Genomic DNA, 20683 nt, shown 5'->3' with positions numbered 1-20683 from the left:
ACCGGTTCGCAGCTTCACTCGGCCGGCTGCGGCAACGCCCCGGATGGCGACCTGTCCCTCTGCCCGGCGAGTGTCTTCTGGCCGATCAACACGGTCAGCAGCGAGATCGTTCCAGCGGCCACCGACACCCAGAAGCCGTTGCGGGCGCCGAAATTGTCGATCACCCATCCCGAAACGAACGCGCCCAGGGCCATGCCGATACCGATACCGGTCATCACCCAGGTGACGCCCTCGGTCAGCATCGATTCGGGCACCCGGCGCTCGATCAGGCCGAAGGCGGTGATGAAGGTTGGCGAGATGGCCACGCCGCTGACGAAGACGGCAAGCGCCAGCAGCGGAACCGTATCGGCAAACAGCAGCGGAACCGAGGTGAGCGCGATGATGGCGACAGCGATGGCCAACTGGCGCTGCAGCGGCATGGTCAGGTTCAGCGCGCCGACGATCAGGCCGACGACGAACGAGCCGACGGCATAGACACCGATGACGAGGCTTGCCGCGTTGGGCTGGCCGAGTTCCTTGGTGATCGCCACCGCGCTCACCTCCGCCGTCGCGAAGATCGCACCGATGAAGATCAAGGCGAAGGTAATGATCTGGACCGGGCGCAGCATGATGGCAGAGCCACGCGTCCCATGCGCTACTGGCCTGATTGCCGGCTCCGTCGAACGCTGCAGGATGAAGGCGGCCGACCCTACCGCGAGGAACAACGTGCTTGCCAGTATTCCGGCTTCGGGAAATAGCGCGACGCTGAGGCCTACCGAAACCGACGCTCCGGCGATGTAGACGAGTTCGTCCGCCGCCGATTCGAAGGCGAAGGCGGTGTTGAGCTCGGGCCGGTCACGAAATATTTCGGTCCAGCGCGCCCGCACCATCGCCGGGATGCTCGGCATCGCCGCCGCAAGCAGCGCCGACAGGAACAGCGTCCACACAGGCCAATTCCAATGGGTGGCGGCCAAAAGAGCGATGAAGGCGACGACCGAAACAATCGTCGTCGGCACCACGACGAGGCTCTGCCCGACCCGGTCGATCAACCGCGAGACCTGCGGCGCTACAAGCGCGTTGGTCAGCGCGTAAGTCGCGGAAACCGCGCCGGCCAGCCAATATTCACCGTGCGTCTGTGACAGCATGGCGACGATGCCGATCGGCGCCATGGCCATCGGCATGCGGGCGACGAATCCCGCGGAGGCGAAGCCCTTGGCTCCTGGCGCCTTGAAGATTTCACGATAGGGATTAGGCATAACGCACTCCTGGATTTTGCGAGGAGCGCCACTTACATACGTGGCGTATGCAATCGAAATAGTTGCATACGAGGCGTATGTCAATTAGTATACGCGGCGTATGCGAAAAAATATACGTCGCGTATGAAAAAAAGGATGAATGATGAAAACGGCGCATAAGCCGCGTAGCGAAATGATCATGGAAACCCGGGCCAAGCTTGTCGCCTCGGCACGCCAGGCCTTTGGCACCGTCGGCTATGCGGATGCCTCGATGGACGATTTCACCGCCGCCGCGGGGCTGACGCGCGGCGCGCTCTATCACCATTTCGGCGACAAGAAGGGATTGCTCCAGGCCGTGATTGCCGAAATAGACGCTGAGATGTCGCAACGGCTGACTGTGGTGTCCGCCAGAGCTGAGAATCACTGGCAGGGATTCGTCGACGAGTGCGTCGCCTATATCGAGATGGCGGTCGAGCCGGAAATTCAGCGCATCGTGCATCGGGACGGGCCGTCCGTGCTCGGCGATCCATGGTCGTGGCCGACGCAGAATGCCTGCATTCGCGCGATGACGGGCAGTCTGGAAAAGCTCCAGAAAGAGGGACTGATCTCCAGCATCGATCCGGAGGCCGCGGCGCGGCTGATCAGCGGCGCGTCGCTCCACGCGGCGCTGTGGATCGCGAATTCCGATGATCCCGAGGCGACCTCGAAACGGGCGGTGAAAGCGTTCACCGTGTTGCTCGAAGGGCTTCTGAGGGAGCGGGGCGGACAATAGGTCGTGGATCAAGCCGCCAGAACCCAGCTTGCGAACTTTATGCCGAGCCGGGACGCAACCTTCTGCCGATCCAGCCCGACCGCCGTGTCATGCTGGGCGATCGCCAGTCGAACGCGCTCGATCGCTCCGGCTTCCGCAAGTTCGATGAGCGCAACGAAGCTGACTTGATCGGCATCGGACTTCCGCTCCACGATGACGTCGCGGACGAAACCCTGCTGAACTCGGATGACGGCATGCGTGCTTTCAAGCAGATCGACGAATTCGTCCCGTCCCGAGGCCTGCACCTCGAACTTGTTGATTCGGTAGACGGATGATGAGTCGCGCTGGCTTTCGGTCATGCGTTGATCCCCTCAAGGCCCTTACTCTGTCTGCGGTTTGACAGACGCTACGAGTTCAAGTGCAGTTGAGGTCAAGCCCGCTCATTTTTCTTTCGCACTGCACAAAAATCATGCAAAGGTTCCCCGAACGCGTTGAGGGAGAAGCAAGATGAGCGCGTCCACCGAGATCAGGACGCTGACCCCGCCTGACATCGTCGGGCGAAAGAACGGCACGCCGATCGTCTGCCTGACAGCGTATACGACGCCGATGGCGCGTCTTGTCGACCGCCATTGCGACGTGGTGCTGGTCGGCGACAGCGTCGGCATGGTGCTGCATGGCCTGCCGTCCACGCTCGGCGTGACGCTCGACATGATGATCCTCCATGGCAAGGCCGTCCGCCGCGGCGTCGAGCGGGCGCTGATTGTTGTCGACATGCCGTTCGGATCCTACGAGGAAGGGCCGGAGCAGGCCTTCCGCAATGCAGCAAGGATCATGGCAGAAACCGGCTGCGCCGCGGTCAAGCTCGAAGGCGGCAAAACCATGGCCGAGACAATCCGCTTCCTCACCGGCCGCGGCATTCCGGCGATGGCCCATGTCGGGTTGACGCCGCAGTCGGTCAATGTCTTCGGCGGCTACAAGGTGCAGGGGCGGGGCCATGACGCCGATCGCATCCTGCAGGACGCGGTCGCCGTTGCGGAGGCCGGCGCCTTTTCCGTGGTGCTGGAAAAGGTCGCGGAGCCGCTCGCACGCCGGATCGCGAAGAAGATCGGCATTCCGACCATTGGCATCGGTGCGTCCGCTGCTTGCGATGGCCAGATCCTGGTGGTTGACGATATGCTCGGCATGTTTTCCGCATTCCGGCCGAAATTCGTCAAACGTTACGCCGAACTCGGCGACCGGATGGATGCCGCGATCGCGGCCTACGCCGACGACGTGCGCGAGCGGCGTTTCCCGGGACCGGATCATGTGTTCGGCGATGTGCCGAAGGCCGTCAAGGGTGGCACCGCGGCATGAGCGTGCCGATCGTCCGCACGTTAGCGGAACTGCGGTCTATCGTTGCCGGCTGGCGCCGCGAAGGAGCGAAAGTCGGCGTCGTGCCTACCATGGGGGCGTTGCATCAGGGGCATCTGAGCCTTGTCGAGGCTGCGCTGGCGCACAGCGGCCGGGTGATCGTCACGCTCTTCGTCAACCCTAAGCAGTTCAACAATGCGGCCGACCTTGCCGCTTACCCGCGCACCGAAAACGAGGATGCCGCCAAGCTGGCGCCAACCGGCGCGCACCTGCTCTATGTTCCGAACGCGGAAGAGATCTATCCCGACGGCTTTGCGACCACCGTTTCGGTGAGCGGCGTCAGCGAGGGATTGTGCGGGGCTGGCCGGCCTGGCCATTTCGACGGTGTCGCGACCGTCGTCTCCAAGTTGTTCCTGCAGACTGGCGCCGATGTCGCGTTTTTCGGCGAGAAGGATTTCCAGCAACTGCATGTGGTTCGGCGCATGGCGAAGGATCTGGATATTCCGATCCGGATCATAGGTTGCCCGACCGTGCGCGAGCCGGACGGGTTGGCGCTGTCGTCGCGAAATGTCCGGCTATCGCCCGCCGACCGGGCGGCCGCGCCGAAACTCGCGGCCACCCTTTTCGGAGCCGCGCGCAAGCTCGCCGGAGGTGCCGACGCGGCGCCTGTCATCGAGGAAGCCAAGGCAGCCATCATCGATGTCGGCTACCGTTCCGTCGAATATCTCGAACTCAGGGCAGACGACAATCTGACGCTGCTGCCGCGAGCCGACCGCAAGGCGCGCCTCCTCGCCGCAGCCTGGCTTGGCGACGTCCGGCTGATCGACAATGTCGAGGTGGCGCCGGAAATCTAGCAAATCCGGCGGTTCATCCCCGCTCCAGGATCCGTCGCATCTCCTCGATGGCCGCTTCGCGCTGCGGGTCGGCGCCGGCGGCGTAAGGCAGGCTGAACGGCACCGGGACGTCGGGCTGCACACCGCTGCCTTCGAGGCGGATGTCGTCGCCGATCACCGCGTCGGAGACCGCGATCTCCAGCAGGCTGTCGTCGGGCAGCAGATAGGCGCGGCCGGCAAGCAAAGCACCGGCGGTGCGCGTGCCGACCAGCGGAATGTCATTGACCTTGAGCGCATAGGCGAAGACCTCCAGGCCGCTGCGCGAGCCTTCGTCGATGATCGCCACCACCGGCTTGTTCCAGCGGACATTGGCGAGCATCGCCTCGCCGTCGCGGTCGATCAGTCGGAACGGCGGCGTATCGCCGACGAACATCTCGGCGGCATCCGAACTGCCGCCGCCCCAGCGGCCGCGCAAGTCGAGCACCAGCCCGTCCGCGTCCTTCAGCTTGCCCTCGGCCAGCGCTTCGGCAACGGCGCCCATCGAATTGCGGGCTGCCAGCGTCCACAGACGGATGTAACCGATCTTGCGGCCGTCGTGCTCGACGACCGCGGCGCTGTCGGCGATCGCCTTTTCGAACATCGGCAGCGGCCGCAGCGATTCCACCTGGACCTTGACCGTCATCGGCTCCGCGTCAGGCCGCCGGCGCAGCTTCACCTCGACCTGTTTGCCGGCCTTGTCGCGGAAGGAGGTGATCTGGTGATAGGGTGCGCCGTCGACGGAAAGGACCTCGTCGCCGGTGAGGATGCCGGCACGGGAGGCGGGAGATCCGTCGTAGACGTCGGTGACGAACCACAGCCCGTTGCCTTGCCGCGCCACCATGCCGATGCCGGGATAACGCACGTCACCATCCGGCGGGAACAGCCGCCGCAGATCGTCGCGGATAGCGAAACGGAACACATCCGCCAGTTCGAAATAGTCGATCGTATCGGGTCGGAAATGCCCGGTATGGGAGGCCTGCAGGCTGGCGAGAACGGCACCGATCGCCGCGTCGACGCGGGCAGCCTGGCTTGTGGCCGACACCGGCGCCTTCGGGTCCTGGACCTCGCGCCGCACCGCTTCACCGAAACGGTCGAGCGCCGAAGCGTCGTGGAAATTTTTGTAGACCAGTTCGACGGCACGGTCGAACACCCGGTTTCCGGATTTCGGCGGCTCGGCCGCCTGGGCACCGAACGTGCCGCCGACGAGAAGCAGGATCGCCGCAATTCCGGGCCGGACCGATTTCAGCATAAGCGCCTCCTAGCATTTGCTAACAATAGGAGGCCGCCGAAGGCTGGAAAATGGCGGCGCCTGCCCTAGATGGCCGGAAATGCGGCGAATGCCGCAAATGTGATGGGAGGCAGGAAATGCTGGTCATCTGGCTGGGCGCCTTTCTGGTCATCGCCGGTGTGATCTTCCTAGCGAAGGCGGCGCTCGACCGCGGTCGGCTGAGCGGTACAAGAGAGGCGCCAGCCGATGTGAGGGACGGCACGCTCGAACCGCAGCATCGCGGCCTGCGTTTCCTCGGGCTGGCCAGCAACTGGCCGGGACTGGCCTTGATGGCATTCGGCGCCGTGCTGCTTCTGTTCGGCGCGGCGATCTAGGAATCTTACGCATGACGGTGCTCCGGCCGCTTGCCGGGACTGTCATTACCGTGGCGATGGATGCCGTGCCGCCGATTTGAGGCTTTCCTCGCCGGCACCGGCGAAAATCTCGCTCATGATGAGGTCGGGCAGCGGCAGCCGCCGGCCCCAGCCATGCGTTTCGAGATCGGGCACGGGGGCAAATTCGGAAACCCGGCCGACACACAGATAAGCCACCGGTACGACATGGTCGGGAATGCCGAGCAGGCTTTTCAGCGCGCCGCTGTCCAGGATGCTGACCCAGCCGACGCCGATGCCTTCGGCGCGCGCCGCCAGCCAGAAATTCTGTACAGCGCAGACAGTGCTGTAGAGGTCCATCTCGGGATTGTGCGAGCGCCCGAGCGGCGAGTTTTGGCTGCGGCTGCGGTCGCAGGTGATGCAGAGATTGAGCGGGCTCTCAAGAATGCCTTCCAACTTCAGCTTGCGGTAGAGCGCCTGCCTGTCGCCGGCGATGGTCTCGGCCTCCTGCCGGCGCGCGTCGAAAAACAGATCGCGGACCTTCCTGCGCCGCTCGCGGTCGCGGATGACGATGAAATTCCACGGCTGCATGAAGCCGACCGATGGCGCGTGATGAGCGGCAAGCAGCAGCCGGGCGAGTACCGCGTCGTCGAGCGGTTCGGGGCGAAAATGGCTGCGCACGTCGCGGCGCGTGAAGATCGCGCGGTAGACGGCATCGCGCGCGGTGGTGTCGAAGGAATTGTCCGAAATGGCATGAACGGCCGGCATCGCGTGTCCCCTTGCGATTCTGAATGGCGTCACGCCGCCTGACCATGCGGATGACAAGGCTTGCCGGGCCGGTCTTCTGGCTCGAGATCGTCCTGCGGCCGGCGTCTTCCCGCTTCTCCAGGAAGCAGTGACGTATGCCGGCGCAGTCCCTCCTACAGCGTTGGGCACGCCACGGATTTTCACCGTGTTCCCGATTCTCCCGCGTTGCCGCGGGCACCTAGCAACGCCACCCTACGGCCTGCGGCGGCGAAAGCCACTCCATATGCGACCGCTCAGGCTTCCCGGACGACGATTTCCCCAGCCATCGGGCCGGCTGGCGTGGCTTAAGCCGCCATAGCTGTTTAGACTGGTGGAATGACGACACGGCTCTATTCGCATCCGATCTATCTCGAACATTTGACGCCGCCCGGCCATCCCGAGCGGCCGGACCGCTTGCGGGCCGTTGCCCGTGTACTCGAGGACGAGGCTTTCGCGAAGCTCGACCGCATCGAGGCGCCGCTGGGCGACGAGGCGACGATCCTCTACGCGCATCCCGAGGAATTCGTCGAAAAGGTGCGCAGGTCGATCCCCGAGGAAGGCATTGTCAGCGTCGACGCGGATACGTCGGTCAGTCCGAAAAGCTGGGAAGCCGCGCTCACGGCGATCGGTGCCGCCAACGCTGCCGTCGACGACGTTTTTTCGGGGGCAGCGGACAACGTTTTCGTCGCCTCGCGTCCGCCGGGACATCACGCGGAAAAGACAACCGCGATGGGCTTCTGCCTGTTCAACAACGCGGCCATCGCGGCGCGTTATGCGCAACGGCGTCATGGCGCGGAGCGGGTGGCGGTCGTCGACTGGGACGTGCATCACGGCAACGGCACGCAGGACATTTTCTGGGACGATCCGTCGGTGCTCTACTGCTCGACGCACCAGATGCCGCTTTATCCCGGAACCGGTGCGAAGAACGAGACCGGCGCCGGCAACATCGTCAACGCGCCGCTGGCACCGCGGACCGGCAGCGACACTTTCCGCGACGCGTTTCTGTCGCGCGTGCTGCCGGCGATCGACAATTTCCGGCCCGACCTGGTCATCATTTCGGCCGGCTTCGACGCGCATCACCGCGACCCGCTCGCCGAGATCAATCTGACCGAAGAGGATTTCGACTGGGCGACGGGGCAATTGATGGGCCGCGCGACGCAGTTTTCGAACAACCGGGTGGTCAGCCTGCTGGAAGGCGGCTACGACCTGCAGGGCCTGGCTTTCTCGGTCGGTGCCCACGTCAAAAGACTGATGAAAGGATAGGCGATGGCCGATGAATTGAACGAGGACATCAAGGCCATGAGCTTCGAGCAGGCGCTTGCCGCGCTGGAAGCGATCGTCGATGATCTCGAGCGCGGCGACGTGCCGCTCGACCAGTCGATACGTATCTACGAGCGCGGCGAGGCGCTGAAGGCGCATTGCGACCGCCTGCTGAAGGCGGCGGAGGACAAGGTGGAGAAGATCAGGCTGTCGCGCGACGGCAAGCCTGTCGCGACGGAGCCGCTGGACGGCGAATAACTTGACCTTGCGACACTTTCTGCCCAGTTAAGAGGCCAGCAAACGGTAACGGAAACCCGGGAGCAGCCAATGTGCCGTAACATCAAGACACTGTTCAATTTCGATCCGCCGGCAACGCATGACGAAATCCGCGACGCCGCGCTGCAGTTTGTCCGCAAGCTGAGCGGCACGACCAGGCCGTCGAAAAAGAACGAGGAAGCCTTCTACCGCGCCGTCGACCAGATCGCCGAAACGGCGCACGAACTGCTGCATTCGATGGAAACGCACCAGCACCCGCGCAACCGCGAGGAAGAAGCCGCCAAGGCCAAGGCGCGTTCGGCGCTGCGGTTCGCCAGCGCCTAACGCAATTGATGACAGAGGCGCTCATATCGCTTTAGGATGCGACATGAGCTTCTTTCCCGCACGTGATCCCGAACCCGGCGACGCCTTTTCTTGCGATGCCATCGAGCTGATGGTGATCGCCAACGCGAAGGACATCGGCGGCTTCGAGGTACGGCGCGCGTTGCCGACCGCGAAGCGGCGCCTTGTCGGCCCGTTCATCTTCTTCGATCGCATGGGACCGGCGATCCTGCGGGCTGGCCAGGCGCTGGATGTCCGTCCGCACCCGCATATCGGGCTGGCGACGGTGACATATCTGTTCGACGGCAAGATCAGGCACCGCGATTCGCTTGGTACCGAGATGGTGATCGAGCCCGGCGACGTGAACCTGATGACAGCGGGCCGCGGCATCGTGCATTCCGAGCGCTCGCCGGAGGAGTTGCGCGGCAACCCTCTGTCGATTTCCGGGCTGCAGACCTGGCTGGCTCTGCCCGACGACAAGGAAGAGGTCGCGCCGGTGTTCGAGAACACCGGTCACTCGGCGCTACCCAAGCTCGATGCGGATGGGGTCTCGGGCCGCGTCGTGATCGGACAGTTCGATGGGGTGCGTTCGCCGGTCACCACCGCCAGCGACACGCTTTACGCCGATATCGCGTTGGCGCCGGGCTCGCGTGTCCGGATTCCAGCCGATGCCGAGGAGCGCGCGATCTATATCCTCGAGGGCGCGGTGACGATTTCAGGCGACCGCTTCCATCCAGACCGGCTGCTGGTGTTCCGCCCCGGTGACGAAATCGTCGTCTCGTCTGAAAACGGTGCCCATTTCATGCTCTTCGGAGGTGCTTCGCTTGGTTCCAAACGGTATATCTGGTGGAATTTCGTGTCTTCGTCGAAGGAACGCATCGAACAGGCCAAGGAGGAATGGAAGACCGGCCGCTTCGACATCGTTCCGGGCGACGAGGAGGAATTCATTCCACTGCCCGAATATTGACGCCTTTGGCGCCGATTGGGGCGCGTCACCAGTGCACATTTACTTTCCGGAGGGGAGGTTCTATCCCGGAAAGGATTTGGCCGAGCAAGCAGGCTTCTTTATTGTGAATCAGCCTTCGAAAACACCGCTTCTGGACAAGATCCACATTCCGGCGGACCTGCGCAAACTGCCAGAGAGCGATCTGCCGCAGCTCGCCAGTGAACTGCGGGCCGATCTGATCGATATCGTTTCGAATACCGGCGGCCATCTCGGCGCCGGGCTGGGCGTCATCGAACTGACGGTCGCGCTACACCACGTGTTCAACACGCCGGACGACCGGCTGATCTGGGATGTCGGCCACCAGGCCTATCCGCACAAGATTTTGACCGGGCGCCGCGACCGCATGCGCACGCTGCGCCAGGAAGACGGCCTTTCCGGCTTCACCAAGCGGGCCGAGAGCGAATACGACCCATTCGGTGCGGCGCATTCCTCGACATCGATTTCGGCCGGCCTCGGCATGGCGGTCGCCCGCGACCTTTCCGGCGGCAAGAACAATGTGATCGCGGTGATCGGCGACGGTGCCATGTCTGCCGGCATGGCCTACGAGGCGATGAACAATGCCGGCGCGCTCGATGCGCGGCTGATCGTCATCCTCAACGACAACGACATGTCGATCGCACCGCCTGCCGGCGCCATGAGCGCCTATCTGGCTCGGCTGGTTTCCGGCAAGACCTACCGTTCGCTGCGCGAAACGGCCAAGCAACTGGCCAAGCGGCTGCCGAAATTCTTGGAGGAAAAGGCCCGCCGTTCGGAAGAGTTCGCGCGCGGTTTCTGGACCGGCGGCACGCTGTTCGAGGAACTCGGCTTTTATTATGTCGGCCCGATCGACGGCCACAATCTGGAGCACCTGCTGCCGGTGCTGAAGAATGTGCGCGACACGATCGACGGACCGGTGCTGATCCATGTCGTGACGCAGAAAGGCAAGGGTTACGGCCCGGCCGAGGCTTCGGCCGACAAGTACCACGGCGTCAACAAGTTCGACGTTATCACCGGTGCGCAGGCCAAGGCGCCGGCGAATGCACCGAGCTACACCAAGGTTTTCGCCGACAGCCTGATCCAGGAAGCACGCGAGGACGACAGGATCGTGGCAATCACCGCCGCGATGCCCTCGGGTACCGGGCTCGATTTCTTCGGCGAGGCGTTTCCGGAACGCACCTTCGATGTCGGTATTGCCGAACAACACGCGGTGACTTTCGCCGCGGGACTGGCGACCGAAGGCTACAAGCCGTTCGCCGCGATCTATTCGACCTTCCTGCAGCGCGCCTACGACCAGGTCGTCCACGACGTGGCGATCCAGAAGCTGCCGGTGCGTTTCCCGATCGACCGCGCCGGTTTCGTCGGGGCAGACGGGCCGACCCATTGCGGGGCCTTCGACACCACCTACCTCGCCTCGCTGCCCGGTTTCGTAGTGATGGCGGCGGCCGACGAGGCCGAACTCCGCCATATGGTTCGTACCGCTAGCGCCTATGACGACGGCCCGATCGCCTTCCGCTACCCGCGCGGCAACGGCGTCGGCGTCGAGATGCCGGAACGCGGCTCGGTGCTCGAGATCGGCAAGGGCCGCATCGTCAAGGAAGGCACCAAGGTCGCGCTCCTGTCCTTCGGCACGCGACTGCAGGATTGCTTGATCGCGGCCGAGGAACTCGATGCTGCCGGGCTTTCCGCGACAGTTGCCGATGCCCGCTTCGCCAAGCCGCTGGACGAGGACCTGATCCGCCGGCTGGCGCGGTCGCATGAGGTGCTGGTCACCGTCGAGGAAGGCTCCGTCGGCGGTTTTGCCAGCCATGTGCTGCAATTCCTGGCGACGGAGGGCCTGCTCGACAGTGGCCTGAAGGTGCGGCCGCTGGTATTGCCGGACGCCTTCACCGACCATGCCAAGCCCGAAAAGATGTATGCCGATGCCGGGCTCGACGCCGCCGGCATCGTGCGCTCGGTATTTGCCGCGCTCGGCAGTTCGGCACAGGCCGTCAGGGCGTAATTTCGCGAGACCCCCACCATGGCAGCCGATTCCAGCCTCGAGCTCTTCAGGGCGACTGAGGTCGAACTGCCGTTCGTCATGGCGACGGAGCGGCTGGAGGGCTATGAGGAACTGGTGGGACGCTGGGATGAAGCGCGTCACCGGGCGGCCTTGTCGGATGGACGTCACGCCTATTTCATCGCGAGGATTGCGGATCAGCCCGTAGGATTCGCCATTGTTCGTGATTGGGCGTCACCGGAGAAAATGACGCTCATCAAACGCGTTGCCGTGTGCGATCCGAACCGTGGTCATGGTCGGGCGCTGCTTGGCGCACTGGTAGAAGCCGTCTTCAACGGAACGGATGCCTATCGCCTGTGGCTTGGCGTGTTTCCAGAAAACGTTCGCGGTCGCCGCGCCTATGAAGCCGCTGGCTTCGGGGCTGAAGGCGTGGCTCGCGGCAGCGCCTATTTTGGCGGCCGCCACCGCGACGAACTGATCATGTCCATCCTCCGTTCGGAGTGGGCTGCAGGTTAAGCCTATGGATTGCTCCAAGTTGTCGGTTCTAAAACTTTGTTTACGCTGAATTTTGGCGGTTTGCTTACCGTTTCTCTTGGTCGTTCCTTAGCTGGCGGTACGTAATAGTGCTTCCGGGCAAGGGAGCACTGCGGCATGAGAAAACCGGCGATGTTCGCGCTGATCGCGTCTTGCGCGGCCACGCCGGTGTTGGCTGGTGAAATGCCGCGCAGGAAGATCGATATTTTCGAGCGTCCATCCTACGACCGCAAGCTGGAGCAGGCGGTTATGCGCATCGTTGCGGGCAGGATCGGCGATATCAGGGGGCCGTTGAAGGCGGATGTCGGCCCGCTGCTGGTTGCCCTGGATAATGAACGTGCCTGGAATGCCGCGGCAAGCAGCCTGATGACGGCACCCCTGCCGCTGCGGCTGGCCGCAAGCACTTACTGAGGGCTTCTTGCATTCGCCGCCGGCTTTCTTCAATGAAGGCCGATGAAAGCCGGCCAATCCACTAACCAGCGCCTGAGACTTGACGAATTGCTCGTAAGCCGTGGCCTCTTCGCCAGCCGGTCTCGCGCCCGCGACGCGGTTGAGCGCGGCACCGTCACGGTCGACGGCCGTGCCGCCGCCAAGCCGGGACAGGCGGTCGCGGCGACGGCTGCGATTGCCGTTGATGACCCGGCGCAAGGCTATGTGTCGCGCGCCGCGCTGAAGCTGATCGCCGGGCTCGATCATTTCGGTTTCGATCCTGCCGGCTGCCGTGCGCTTGACATCGGCGCCTCCACTGGAGGGTTCACGCAGGTTTTGCTGGAGCGCGACGCCGCGTATGTCGTAGCGCTCGACGTCGGCCACGGTCAGTTGGATGCGGCGTTGAAGGCAGATCCCCGCGTCACCTGTATCGAAGGCCTGAACGCCCGCGACTTGAGCTTGGATCATCTTGTTGGCCGACGGCCGGACTTGCTGGTTTCCGATGTCAGCTTCATCTCGCTGACGCTGGCATTGCCGCCAGCGCTCGACCTCGCCGCACAAGGTGCGCGCGGGATCTTCCTGGTCAAGCCGCAGTTCGAGGCCGGGCGTGACGCCATCGGCAAGGGAGGGCTGCTGCGCGATCCCGCCGAGGGCCCAAGAATCGCGGAGGAACGGCGACAGTGGCTCGATGCGTTTCCGGGCTGGCGTGCGCTTGGCATTAGTTCGTCGCCGATCGAAGGCGGCGACGGCAACCGCGAATTCCTCCTTGCCGGGATCAAGGACCGATGAGCAGCCGTTTCACCATCGACCGCTTCGGCGCGCAGGGTGACGGTATCGCCAACACCGAAACCGGTCCGGTCTTCGTGCCGTTCACGCTGCCGGGCGAAGTGGTGACCGCGGCGCGCGAGAAGGATCGCGCCACGCTGATGGCCGTGCTGGAGCCGTCGCCGCTGCGGGTCGAGCCGGCCTGCCGTCATTTCGGCGAATGCGGTGGCTGTGCGGTTCAGCACCTGGAAGCGGGCGCGTACAATGACTGGAAACGCGACAAGGTCGTCGAAGCGCTCAAGCGCGAGCGGATCGAGGCGGATGTCGCCGCGACGATCCCATGCCCGCCGGCGTCGCGGCGGCGTGTCACTCTTTCGGCGCGCCGCACCGAGACCGGCATGCAACTCGGTTACAACCGTGCCCATTCTCATACGATCACCGACATCGAGGAGTGCCCGATCGCCGTGCCGGAGATCGTCGCCGCACTCGGGACGCTGAAGGCGCTGGGCGGGCTGATCTGCAAGACGGCGAAGCCGTTCCATCTGTCGGTGACGCAGACAGCGTCCGGCCTCGATATCGCCGCAACGGATTCGGGCGAGCTTGTCGGCGCTGCCCGCATAATGGCGTCGGATTTCGTCGCGCGCGAAGGTCTGGCCAGGCTCTCGGTCGATGGCGAGATCATCGTCGAACCGAGGAAGCCGGCGGTCTTTTTCGGGGACGTATCGGTTTCGCCGCCGCCGGGCGGGTTCCTGCAGGCGGTCGCGGCTGCGGAAAACGCGATGGTGGAACTTGTCGCCGGCCATCTCGCCAAAGCCAAAAAGATCGCCGACCTGTTTGCCGGTTCCGGCGCCTTTGCGCTGCGGCTGGCGAAAAAGGCGGAGGTGCACGCGGTGGAGGGCGATGGCGCCGCCCTTGCCGCGCTCGATCGCGGTTTCCGCTTTGGAACGGGTCTGAAACGCGTGATCGCCGAGCGGCGTGATCTGTTCCGCCGGCCGCTGACCTTCAAGGAACTGAACGCCTTCGACGGGCTGGTGTTCGATCCGCCGCGTGCCGGCGCCGAAGACCAGTCGAAACAGATCGCCCGCTCGGATATTCCCCTGGTGGCGGCGGTTTCGTGCAACCCGGCAACGCTGGCCCGGGACCTCGCTATCCTGATCGGCGGCGGTTACCGGCTCAAAAGCGTGACGCCGGTCGACCAGTTCTTGTGGTCGCCGCATGTCGAGGCCGTGGCGCTGCTGGAGAAACCGCGGAAAAGACGCTGAGCGTTTCTATCCCGATCCGAGCAGTTGTTTTGCGAAAGCCGGGACGATCTCGGTTGCGCGGCCATGGATCGCCTCGGCGAACAGGTTGCGCCCTCCGGAAGGTTCGAGGTTGAGTTCGACGGTGTAGGCGCCGGCGCTGCGTGCCTCCTCGACGAAGCCCGCAGCCGGATAGACGTTGCCGCTGGTGCCGATCGAGACGAACAGGTCGCAAGTACCGAGAGCAGCCTCGATCTCGTCCATTTGATAGGGGAACTCGCCGAACCAGACGACATCGGGGCGCATCAGGCCGGTGTGGTGGCAGGCCGGGCAGGGCACCGAAGTCGAAAGGTCGTCGCGCCATTCATGGCGGCTGCCGCAATTCATGCACAGCGCCTTGGCCAGTTCGCCGTGCATGTGGATGAGTTGGCGCGAGCCGGCGCGTTCGTGCAGATCGTCGATGTTCTGCGTGACCAGCAGGAAATGCGCATGAAACTCTCGCTCCAGCTCTGCCAGGGCGAAGTGGGCGGCGTTCGGCTCGACGCCGGCCATGCCGCGTCTTCGCTGATTGTAGAAATCGTGCACCAGGCCGGGGTTTCGCTCGAAACCTTGTGGTGTCGCCACGTCGCGATAGTCGATCTTCGACCAGATGCCGTCTTTGTCGCGGAACGTATCGACGCCCGATTCGGCCGAAATGCCGGCACCGGTGAGCACGACAATCCGTTCGAACCGCCTCAAACCCGCTTGCCCGCGATCAACCGGATGGAGCAGGCGATGAACAGGAAAGGCATGACCCCGAAAAGCATCAGCGCGTTCAAGTTGGAAGACGTCGCCGGCAGGTGGAAGACGATCAGATAGAAGATGAAGCCGGCGACCAGCCCCACCGCGGCGCAGGTCAGCCAGTTGTCGAGCCGGAACTGCCTGAGCAGCAGGAAAGCCGGCAAAAGCATGAGCAGGCTGGCGGCGTAGCCATAGGCGAGCGACGTCGCCAGGTAGAACCAGAACCCCTCCGAACCGCTACCCGCGAAGACGCCGACGATCGCCGCATAGAGAAAGGCGCCGAGCAGCGGGCCAAGTAAAAAACCGGCGACAAAACGCTGGTCGATCAAGGGCGAAGCGGTCATCTCTAAGCTCCCGGTGAATCACCGAAAGGGTATCTAGGCCCGCGTGCCGCCGACTGTCATCTGATTCATGCGCAGATGCGGCTGGCCGACTCCAACCGGCACGCCCTGTCCGGCCTTGCCGCACATGCCGATGCCGGTGTCGAGCTTCATGTCGTTGCCGATCATCGAGACACGGTGCATGGCATCAGGTCCGTTGCCGATCAGCATGGCCCCCTTGATCGGCTGCGTGACCTTGCCGTTCTCGATCATGTAGGCCTCGGTGCAGCCGAAGACGAATTTGCCCGAAGTGATGTCGACCTGACCACCGCCGAAGGAAACCGCGTAGATGCCTTTCTGCACCGACGCGATGATTTCTTCGGGCGTCTTGTCGCCGGAGGTCATGTAGGTGTTGGTCATCCGCGGCATCGGCTGGTGCGCATAGGATTCGCGGCGGCCGTTGCCGGTCGGGTCCATGCCCATCAGCCGGGCGTTCTGGCGGTCCTGCATGTAACCGACGAGCTTGCCGTCGTCGATCAGCACGGTGCGATTGGTCGGCGTGCCCTCGTCGTCGATGGTGAGCGAGCCGCGCCGCTCGTTGATGGTCCCGTCGTCGACGACCGTCACGCCCTTCGATGCGACCTGTTGGCCGAGCAGTCCGGCGAAGGCGGAGGTCTTTTTGCGGTTGAAGTCGCCCTCCAGCCCGTGTCCGACCGCCTCGTGCAGCATGACGCCGGGCCAGCCTGCCGACAGAACGATGTCGAACGTGCCGGCGGGGGCGGGGATGGCCTCGAGATTGACCAGCGCCTGACGCAACGCCTCGTCGGCGGCGAATTTCCAGGAATCCTCGGCGACGAACTCGCCGAAACCCTTGCGTCCGCCCATGCCGTGGGAGCCGGTCTCCTGGCGGTCGCCGTCGCCGACGACCACTGCGACATTCATGCGCACCAACGGACGCACGTCGCGCACCACCTGTCCGTCGGCGCGCAGGATCTCGATGTGCTGCCATGATGAAGCGAGCGAGGCGGTAACCTGGCGGACGCGCGGATCCTTGCCGCGCAGGAAGGCGTCGATTTCCTGCAAAAGCCTGGCTTTTTCCTCGAAGGACGGTGAACCGATCGGGTTTTCCTCGCCATAGAGATGGCGGTTGGTGCGTGCGGGGGCCGCGGCAAGCGTTCCCGAATAGCCGCCCTTGACGGCGGAAACCGCGTCCGAAGCGCGCAACAATGCGGCTTCCGACAATTCGCTCGAATGCGCATAACCGGTGGCCTCGCCGGCCACCGCCCGCAGTCCAAACCCCTGGTCCGTATTGAAGTTCGCGGTTTTCAGGCGACCGTTGTCGAACATCAGCGACTCGCTCTGGCTGGATTCCAGATAGAGTTCGCCATCGTCGGCACCGTTGATCGTGTCGGCAACGATACGGCGGATGCGGTCGTCGGAAATATCGAATTGGGCGGTGAGGGAAGGGGTCATCCGGCTCTCATGTTTGTGGAAGCCAGTAATCTATGTCCCATTCTCTTCCGCTTCCAGATCGGCGGCGCAAAATCTCGAAATTAAGCCGTATTGCATTGGACAGGATGTGGGTGAGTCGGCCGCCCATGCGCCAACGCGCGCCGACACGGCTGTGCGGAGCGGATTTGGAGGCGACCTTTCGGAATCCGGCCTCGATCAGGACGTGTCGAGGCGTTCCGGCATCGGCGGCCCAGGTGCGGAAGGGTAGCGCGACAGCCCGGCTGTTGCCGGGGCGAGGTTGCGGAGCGGACGATCGCGGCCGGCGAAGCGGCGGCCGAACGAAGCTCCGAATAAAGCCGCGCAGCCGCGGCGCATGGCGCCGGCCCCGCACCTGTCCAGTGCCTCGATTTCGCGCTTCACCGCACGCGCCGCCGCCCGGAAGCAGCGGGAAAGCCGCCTGGCCTCGGCGAGACTGTCGCCGCGCTGCCACAGCAGGGCCAAAGGCGCCGGCCCGGCCTCGGCGATGCGCTCCAGCGCGGCGGCTTCGGCCGGTCGCAAAATCCACAGGACAAGGCGCCGCGCCGGACGCGACCGGGTGCAGATGCGGTCGCACAGGGCGGCGAGGGCGCAGAACAGTGCGACGATGCGCTTCAGCACCTGCCTTTCCCTCTCGATCGCCGCGCTCCAGTCCATCTCCGCCTCGCTCCGGTTACATGGCGTTTATTATGAGGGAGGCCGAGAGGGGGTGGATTGATTTGAGGAAATTATTCCCAATTATATACTTGACAAAGTACGCCCGAATGTCCGATAAAAAGGACAACGGAGCGAACTTCAATGAACCTCGACCACGCAATCTTTCAGGACGCAGACGCAGCCCGCATTCATCTTGAAGCGCAGCGTTGGCCGCATGGCCCTAACTGCCCGCATTGCGGCAACGCCGACGCAACCCGCATCACTAAGATGGAAGGCAAGGCTCATCGCCCCGGCCTGTACAACTGCATGGAGTGCCGTGAACAGTTCACCGTTACCGTTGGCACCGTGTTCGAGCGTTCCAAGATTGCCTTGAACAAGTGGTTGCTGGCGACATTCCTGCTTTCCTCGTCAAAGAAAGGCATGTCCTCGCACCAGCTCCACCGCATGTTGGGCGTCACCTACAAAACCGCTTGGTTCATGGCTCATCGCATCCGCGAAGCCATGAAGGAGGACGTGAAGTCAGCCGGTCCTTTGGGTGGCGAAGGCAAAACCGTCGAAGCCGACGAAACCTATTTCGGACCCAAGGATACGGTTAAGAAACGAACCATTCGCGGCAAGCCTTCCAACTCTTCCAAGCGCTCAATCGTGGCTCTGGTTGAGCGTGGCGGCAAAGCCCGTATGTTCCATGTCGACCGCGCTACCACGGCGTCTGTTCGCGATGTTCTGGTGCGCAACGCCGACCGCAAATCCACGCTCTTCACCGATGAGTCCAATTTCTACACCTTCACCGGCAAAGAGTTCGCGGACCACGCCACCGTCAAGCACACTGGCGGCGAATACGTTCGCTACGAGGCAGACCGCGTTGTCCATACCAATACGATTGAAGGCGTGTTTTCAGTTTTCAAGCGTGGCATGATCGGCGTTTATCAGCATTGCGGCGAAGCACATTTGCATCGCTACCTTGCCGAGTTCGATTTCCGCTACAATCGCCGCACGGCTCTCAAAGTGTCAGACAACGAGCGCCACGACCAGTTGCTTGCCATGATCGAAGGAAAGCGTTTGACCTATCGGCGGATTGGTGAAGCCGATCACGCCTAAACAAAAAGCACGCCGACTCCTAAGGCTGCGAAAAAAGAGCTAGTGTCCCTTCGAAAAACTGGAGGGGACTGTTTTATGACCGGCCAAACAACTGATCTACATCGTGCAAAGAGGGGGGTGGCAATCCTCGCTGCTTGCGTCGTTCAAACTCTAAATGAATCAGATCCATCCTTTGAAGAGCGTTTTTTAGAACGGCTACGCCGGGCATATTCTGAGCTTCGCGACAACACCGAGGGGGACGTGATTCAAGAATTGGAGTTGCTATCTTGGACAAGGGAATACCTCACCGGATTCAGTAAATTTACGGGTCAAGGAAAGCCATTTTTGTCTGACTGACCCAAAGACAATTCACGCTAAATTCACGAATCGGAACCTATAGTGTTGACATCCGTTAACAGTCGTACCATTTTGGTGACGGTCGAATGAGTGCCCGCCCCAAGCATCCTAATAAGGAAATTGAGGCCGCTGTATCTCATCTTGAAAGCCTTGGATGGTCATGGAAAAAGCCCGGCAAAAGTGCCCATGCGTGGGGTCGAATGCTGTGTGCACAACACGATCGATCCGGTTGCCAGGTATCGGTTTGGTCTACACCCAAAATGCCGGAAGACCATGCAAAGCAATTGATTGGCCACGGGAAACGATGCGCTCACGTTAAGGAAGGAGGCGAAGAATGAAGACGTTTGAATTTTCGATTGTAGCCTCGGGACTAGACCATGAGGCGGACGATTTCGAAGACCGGTTTTTCGAAGCCGGTTGTGATGATGCGACCATCGCTTTTGCGCGAGGCGCCATCATTCTCCAGTTTGCGCGCCAAGCGGAAACGCTAGTGGATGCTGTAAACTCGGCTGTGGAGAACGTTAAGGCTGCCGGAGCATCTGTGGAACGTGTCGAGCCAGACTATCTCGTTAGCCTTTCCGAGATAGCCGAGCGGGCCGGACTGACGCGCGCTGCAATTACGCAGTACGCTAAGGGCGAAAGGGGCAAGGACTTTCCCCTGCCCATAGCGCGAGTGACGACAGACAGTCCTCTTTGGGATTGGACCAACGTTGCTAAATGGTTGCGTGGGCGAAAACAAATCTCGGATGAGGTTGTTCGTCAGGCCGAAATCCTTCGCGACACAAATGCCGCTTTGGAGGATGAACATCACAAAGAAGCGCGGTTATGCGCTTAGCCTTGAAGCCCGCCACGTGCGGGCTTCTTCTTTTTCGGTGTAGCTTTTCCCTTTTTTGATTTTGCGCCTTCAGCGTGCGGCGTCGGCGGCGTCTTAAGCATCCGCTTTAGCGTCTCGTTGAACTTCTTTTCGTCGGATTCCGGCATGTTCTACCCGTTATCCACATTAGTGACACACAAGATATTGGGGTCACGTTTCTTACCAGAAACGAATCCTTGACGCACCAAAACGAGTCGCCTTTGGTTGTTAGGCCAGCGCGATGGAGGGGTGCGATCACTTCCTACGGCGCACACACCCGCCCAATCGGCTCGCTGGCTGGCGTACCCGGCAACTTTGCGGGTGCCTTCTGCCCCGATCCATCGCGGGGCAGTCGTATTGGGGACGGTATGGTTACGGGCGGCTAGATTTCCGACCTTGCTCCCGTGGGTTCGATCCCCACCGTCTCCATTCTTTCCACAATATGCGAGTCCGCAAATTTGTGAACCGCCAATTAGGCGAAAACGCATACTCCAATTCCAAAAACCCGGCCTGTCACGCAAATGCCACTCTAACCGAATCACCCATACTTTGTCACGTATATAATTAGGAAATTATTCCTGACGGGATGCCGACATATCGAGCCGGTCTGCTTGCTATGACCCCTCTCCGACCCTTCGGGCCACCTCGCCCCAAAGGGCGAGAAACTCCAGTTCTGAAACGCAAGCGCTGGTCCAACCTGGGTTCCTCGCCCCTTGGTCAGGAATTTACCCCCACCCCTAACCCCTCCCCTCAAGGGGGAGCGGGACTTGGCGGG

25 protein-coding genes and 1 riboswitch are annotated in these 20683 nt (G+C 62.6%); of the genes, 16 read left to right on the top strand and 9 right to left on the bottom strand.

Annotated features, from left to right (window positions below; genetic code table 11):
* Positions 1-14 precede the first annotated feature (14 nt).
* Positions 15-1235, bottom strand: coding sequence for an MFS transporter (locus tag OHD58_RS28285; RefSeq protein WP_263806951.1), 1221 nt, complete (start codon positions 1233-1235; stop codon positions 15-17).
* A 142-nt stretch (positions 1236-1377) separates the two neighbouring features.
* Between OHD58_RS28285 and OHD58_RS28280 the strand changes: the two genes are divergently transcribed.
* Positions 1378-1986: a TetR/AcrR family transcriptional regulator gene (locus OHD58_RS28280; RefSeq protein ID WP_263806950.1), complete on the top strand. Its 609-nt coding sequence runs from the start codon at positions 1378-1380 to the stop codon at positions 1984-1986.
* Positions 1987-1994: 8 nt separating this feature from the next.
* Here the strand turns inward: OHD58_RS28280 and OHD58_RS28275 are convergent, their stop codons facing one another.
* The gene (locus OHD58_RS28275; protein ID WP_263806949.1) at positions 1995-2324 is read right to left on the bottom strand and encodes an antibiotic biosynthesis monooxygenase; all 330 of its coding nucleotides are present in this window, start codon (positions 2322-2324) and stop codon (positions 1995-1997) included.
* 148 nt (positions 2325-2472) lie between these two features.
* On the opposite strand from OHD58_RS28275, the gene panB reads away from it, so the two are divergent.
* A complete protein-coding gene (panB, locus tag OHD58_RS28270; RefSeq protein ID WP_263806948.1) occupies positions 2473-3318 on the top strand; it encodes a 3-methyl-2-oxobutanoate hydroxymethyltransferase in 846 nt (281 codons plus the stop codon).
* The gene (gene panC, locus OHD58_RS28265; RefSeq protein WP_263806947.1) at positions 3315-4169 is read left to right on the top strand and encodes a pantoate--beta-alanine ligase; all 855 of its coding nucleotides are present in this window, start codon (positions 3315-3317) and stop codon (positions 4167-4169) included. The genes panB and panC overlap by 4 nt, the downstream gene beginning before the upstream one ends.
* A gap of 13 nt (positions 4170-4182) precedes the next feature.
* Here the strand turns inward: panC and OHD58_RS28260 are convergent, their stop codons facing one another.
* Positions 4183-5433, bottom strand: a complete 1251-nt coding sequence (locus OHD58_RS28260; protein ID WP_412177308.1) for a S41 family peptidase — start codon at positions 5431-5433, stop codon at positions 4183-4185.
* A gap of 119 nt (positions 5434-5552) precedes the next feature.
* On the opposite strand from OHD58_RS28260, the gene OHD58_RS28255 reads away from it, so the two are divergent.
* Entirely contained in the window at positions 5553-5789 is a 237-nt protein-coding gene (locus OHD58_RS28255) for a hypothetical protein (RefSeq protein ID WP_263806945.1), read from the top strand.
* Between the two features lie 45 nt (positions 5790-5834).
* Here the strand turns inward: OHD58_RS28255 and bluB are convergent, their stop codons facing one another.
* Entirely contained in the window at positions 5835-6554 is a 720-nt protein-coding gene (bluB, locus tag OHD58_RS28250) for a 5,6-dimethylbenzimidazole synthase (RefSeq protein WP_263806944.1), read from the bottom strand.
* A gap of 48 nt (positions 6555-6602) precedes the next feature.
* Positions 6603-6790: riboswitch (cobalamin riboswitch) on the bottom strand.
* Between the two features lie 118 nt (positions 6791-6908).
* On the opposite strand from bluB, the gene OHD58_RS28245 reads away from it, so the two are divergent.
* The 9 genes from OHD58_RS28245 to OHD58_RS28205 all read left to right on the top strand — a co-directional run bounded on the left by OHD58_RS28245 (position 6909) and on the right by OHD58_RS28205 (position 14400).
* Complete coding sequence (locus OHD58_RS28245) at positions 6909-7835, top strand: histone deacetylase family protein (RefSeq protein ID WP_263806943.1); 927 nt, start codon at positions 6909-6911, stop codon at positions 7833-7835.
* A 3-nt stretch (positions 7836-7838) separates the two neighbouring features.
* Positions 7839-8090: an exodeoxyribonuclease VII small subunit gene (locus OHD58_RS28240; RefSeq protein ID WP_263806942.1), complete on the top strand. Its 252-nt coding sequence runs from the start codon at positions 7839-7841 to the stop codon at positions 8088-8090.
* 69 nt (positions 8091-8159) lie between these two features.
* A complete protein-coding gene (locus OHD58_RS28235; RefSeq protein ID WP_263806941.1) occupies positions 8160-8432 on the top strand; it encodes a DUF2277 domain-containing protein in 273 nt (90 codons plus the stop codon).
* 43 nt (positions 8433-8475) lie between these two features.
* The gene (locus tag OHD58_RS28230; protein WP_263806940.1) at positions 8476-9396 is read left to right on the top strand and encodes a pirin family protein; all 921 of its coding nucleotides are present in this window, start codon (positions 8476-8478) and stop codon (positions 9394-9396) included.
* A gap of 103 nt (positions 9397-9499) precedes the next feature.
* Positions 9500-11413: a 1-deoxy-D-xylulose-5-phosphate synthase gene (gene dxs, locus OHD58_RS28225; protein WP_263806988.1), complete on the top strand. Its 1914-nt coding sequence runs from the start codon at positions 9500-9502 to the stop codon at positions 11411-11413.
* Positions 11414-11431: 18 nt separating this feature from the next.
* Positions 11432-11926 carry a GNAT family N-acetyltransferase gene (locus tag OHD58_RS28220; protein WP_263806939.1) on the top strand — a complete coding sequence of 165 codons (495 nt, stop codon included), beginning with the start codon at positions 11432-11434 and terminating at the stop codon, positions 11924-11926.
* Between the two features lie 135 nt (positions 11927-12061).
* Complete coding sequence (locus OHD58_RS28215) at positions 12062-12355, top strand: hypothetical protein (protein ID WP_263806938.1); 294 nt, start codon at positions 12062-12064, stop codon at positions 12353-12355.
* Between the two features lie 42 nt (positions 12356-12397).
* The gene (locus OHD58_RS28210) at positions 12398-13162 is read left to right on the top strand and encodes a TlyA family RNA methyltransferase (protein WP_263806937.1); all 765 of its coding nucleotides are present in this window, start codon (positions 12398-12400) and stop codon (positions 13160-13162) included.
* Positions 13159-14400 (top strand): class I SAM-dependent RNA methyltransferase, encoded by a 1242-nt coding sequence (locus OHD58_RS28205; protein WP_263806936.1) that lies wholly within the window; start codon positions 13159-13161, stop codon positions 14398-14400. The genes OHD58_RS28210 and OHD58_RS28205 overlap by 4 nt, the downstream gene beginning before the upstream one ends.
* Before the next feature lie 6 nt (positions 14401-14406).
* On the opposite strand, the gene OHD58_RS28200 is transcribed toward OHD58_RS28205, so the two are convergent.
* From OHD58_RS28200 to OHD58_RS28185, 4 genes are all read right to left on the bottom strand, one after another.
* Positions 14407-15114 (bottom strand): NAD-dependent deacylase, encoded by a 708-nt coding sequence (locus tag OHD58_RS28200; protein ID WP_263806935.1) that lies wholly within the window; start codon positions 15112-15114, stop codon positions 14407-14409.
* Positions 15111-15500 (bottom strand): hypothetical protein, encoded by a 390-nt coding sequence (locus OHD58_RS28195; protein ID WP_263806934.1) that lies wholly within the window; start codon positions 15498-15500, stop codon positions 15111-15113. Before OHD58_RS28195 ends, OHD58_RS28200 begins: the two co-directional genes overlap by 4 nt.
* Before the next feature lie 33 nt (positions 15501-15533).
* Positions 15534-16949, bottom strand: a complete 1416-nt coding sequence (gene tldD, locus OHD58_RS28190) for a metalloprotease TldD (RefSeq protein ID WP_263806933.1) — start codon at positions 16947-16949, stop codon at positions 15534-15536.
* A 195-nt stretch (positions 16950-17144) separates the two neighbouring features.
* Positions 17145-17621, bottom strand: a complete 477-nt coding sequence (locus OHD58_RS28185; protein WP_263806932.1) for a hypothetical protein — start codon at positions 17619-17621, stop codon at positions 17145-17147.
* Between the two features lie 141 nt (positions 17622-17762).
* Between OHD58_RS28185 and OHD58_RS28180 the strand changes: the two genes are divergently transcribed.
* From OHD58_RS28180 to OHD58_RS28170, 3 genes are all read left to right on the top strand, one after another.
* Entirely contained in the window at positions 17763-18719 is a 957-nt protein-coding gene (locus OHD58_RS28180) for an IS1595 family transposase (protein WP_263806931.1), read from the top strand.
* A 75-nt stretch (positions 18720-18794) separates the two neighbouring features.
* Entirely contained in the window at positions 18795-19055 is a 261-nt protein-coding gene (locus tag OHD58_RS28175; protein WP_263806930.1) for a hypothetical protein, read from the top strand.
* Positions 19056-19389: 334 nt separating this feature from the next.
* The gene (locus tag OHD58_RS28170) at positions 19390-19890 is read left to right on the top strand and encodes a hypothetical protein (RefSeq protein WP_263806929.1); all 501 of its coding nucleotides are present in this window, start codon (positions 19390-19392) and stop codon (positions 19888-19890) included.
* Here the strand turns inward: OHD58_RS28170 and OHD58_RS28165 are convergent.
* Positions 19887-20036: a hypothetical protein gene (locus OHD58_RS28165; protein ID WP_263806928.1), complete on the bottom strand. Its 150-nt coding sequence runs from the start codon at positions 20034-20036 to the stop codon at positions 19887-19889. The genes OHD58_RS28170 and OHD58_RS28165 overlap by 4 nt on opposite strands.
* Between the last annotated feature and the right edge of the window lie 647 nt (positions 20037-20683).

Source organism: Mesorhizobium sp. ZC-5 (assembly GCF_025753855.1).
Taxonomy (GTDB): Bacteria; Pseudomonadota; Alphaproteobacteria; order Rhizobiales; family Rhizobiaceae; genus Neomesorhizobium.
Note: the sequence above shows the minus strand (reverse complement) of the source record. Positions and strands in the feature narration are given on the sequence as shown.

Coding starts and splice junctions, on each gene's coding strand:
- OHD58_RS28240 (WP_263806942.1), top strand. CDS start 7,839: ATGGCCGATGAATTGAACGAGGACATCAAGGCCATGAGCTTCGAGCAG.
- OHD58_RS28175 (WP_263806930.1), top strand. CDS start 18,795: ATGACCGGCCAAACAACTGATCTACATCGTGCAAAGAGGGGGGTGGCA.
- OHD58_RS28285 (WP_263806951.1), bottom strand. CDS start 1,235: ATGCCTAATCCCTATCGTGAAATCTTCAAGGCGCCAGGAGCCAAGGGC.
- OHD58_RS28230 (WP_263806940.1), top strand. CDS start 8,476: ATGAGCTTCTTTCCCGCACGTGATCCCGAACCCGGCGACGCCTTTTCT.
- OHD58_RS28185 (WP_263806932.1), bottom strand. CDS start 17,621: ATGGACTGGAGCGCGGCGATCGAGAGGGAAAGGCAGGTGCTGAAGCGC.
- tldD (WP_263806933.1), bottom strand. CDS start 16,949: ATGACCCCTTCCCTCACCGCCCAATTCGATATTTCCGACGACCGCATC.
- OHD58_RS28195 (WP_263806934.1), bottom strand. CDS start 15,500: ATGACCGCTTCGCCCTTGATCGACCAGCGTTTTGTCGCCGGTTTTTTA.
- OHD58_RS28235 (WP_263806941.1), top strand. CDS start 8,160: ATGTGCCGTAACATCAAGACACTGTTCAATTTCGATCCGCCGGCAACG.
- OHD58_RS28180 (WP_263806931.1), top strand. CDS start 17,763: ATGAACCTCGACCACGCAATCTTTCAGGACGCAGACGCAGCCCGCATT.
- OHD58_RS28215 (WP_263806938.1), top strand. CDS start 12,062: ATGAGAAAACCGGCGATGTTCGCGCTGATCGCGTCTTGCGCGGCCACG.
- OHD58_RS28280 (WP_263806950.1), top strand. CDS start 1,378: ATGAAAACGGCGCATAAGCCGCGTAGCGAAATGATCATGGAAACCCGG.
- OHD58_RS28170 (WP_263806929.1), top strand. CDS start 19,390: ATGAAGACGTTTGAATTTTCGATTGTAGCCTCGGGACTAGACCATGAG.
- panC (WP_263806947.1), top strand. CDS start 3,315: ATGAGCGTGCCGATCGTCCGCACGTTAGCGGAACTGCGGTCTATCGTT.
- OHD58_RS28210 (WP_263806937.1), top strand. CDS start 12,398: ATGAAAGCCGGCCAATCCACTAACCAGCGCCTGAGACTTGACGAATTG.
- OHD58_RS28245 (WP_263806943.1), top strand. CDS start 6,909: ATGACGACACGGCTCTATTCGCATCCGATCTATCTCGAACATTTGACG.
- bluB (WP_263806944.1), bottom strand. CDS start 6,554: ATGCCGGCCGTTCATGCCATTTCGGACAATTCCTTCGACACCACCGCG.
- OHD58_RS28255 (WP_263806945.1), top strand. CDS start 5,553: ATGCTGGTCATCTGGCTGGGCGCCTTTCTGGTCATCGCCGGTGTGATC.
- OHD58_RS28220 (WP_263806939.1), top strand. CDS start 11,432: ATGGCAGCCGATTCCAGCCTCGAGCTCTTCAGGGCGACTGAGGTCGAA.
- OHD58_RS28205 (WP_263806936.1), top strand. CDS start 13,159: ATGAGCAGCCGTTTCACCATCGACCGCTTCGGCGCGCAGGGTGACGGT.
- OHD58_RS28165 (WP_263806928.1), bottom strand. CDS start 20,036: ATGCCGGAATCCGACGAAAAGAAGTTCAACGAGACGCTAAAGCGGATG.
- panB (WP_263806948.1), top strand. CDS start 2,473: ATGAGCGCGTCCACCGAGATCAGGACGCTGACCCCGCCTGACATCGTC.
- OHD58_RS28275 (WP_263806949.1), bottom strand. CDS start 2,324: ATGACCGAAAGCCAGCGCGACTCATCATCCGTCTACCGAATCAACAAG.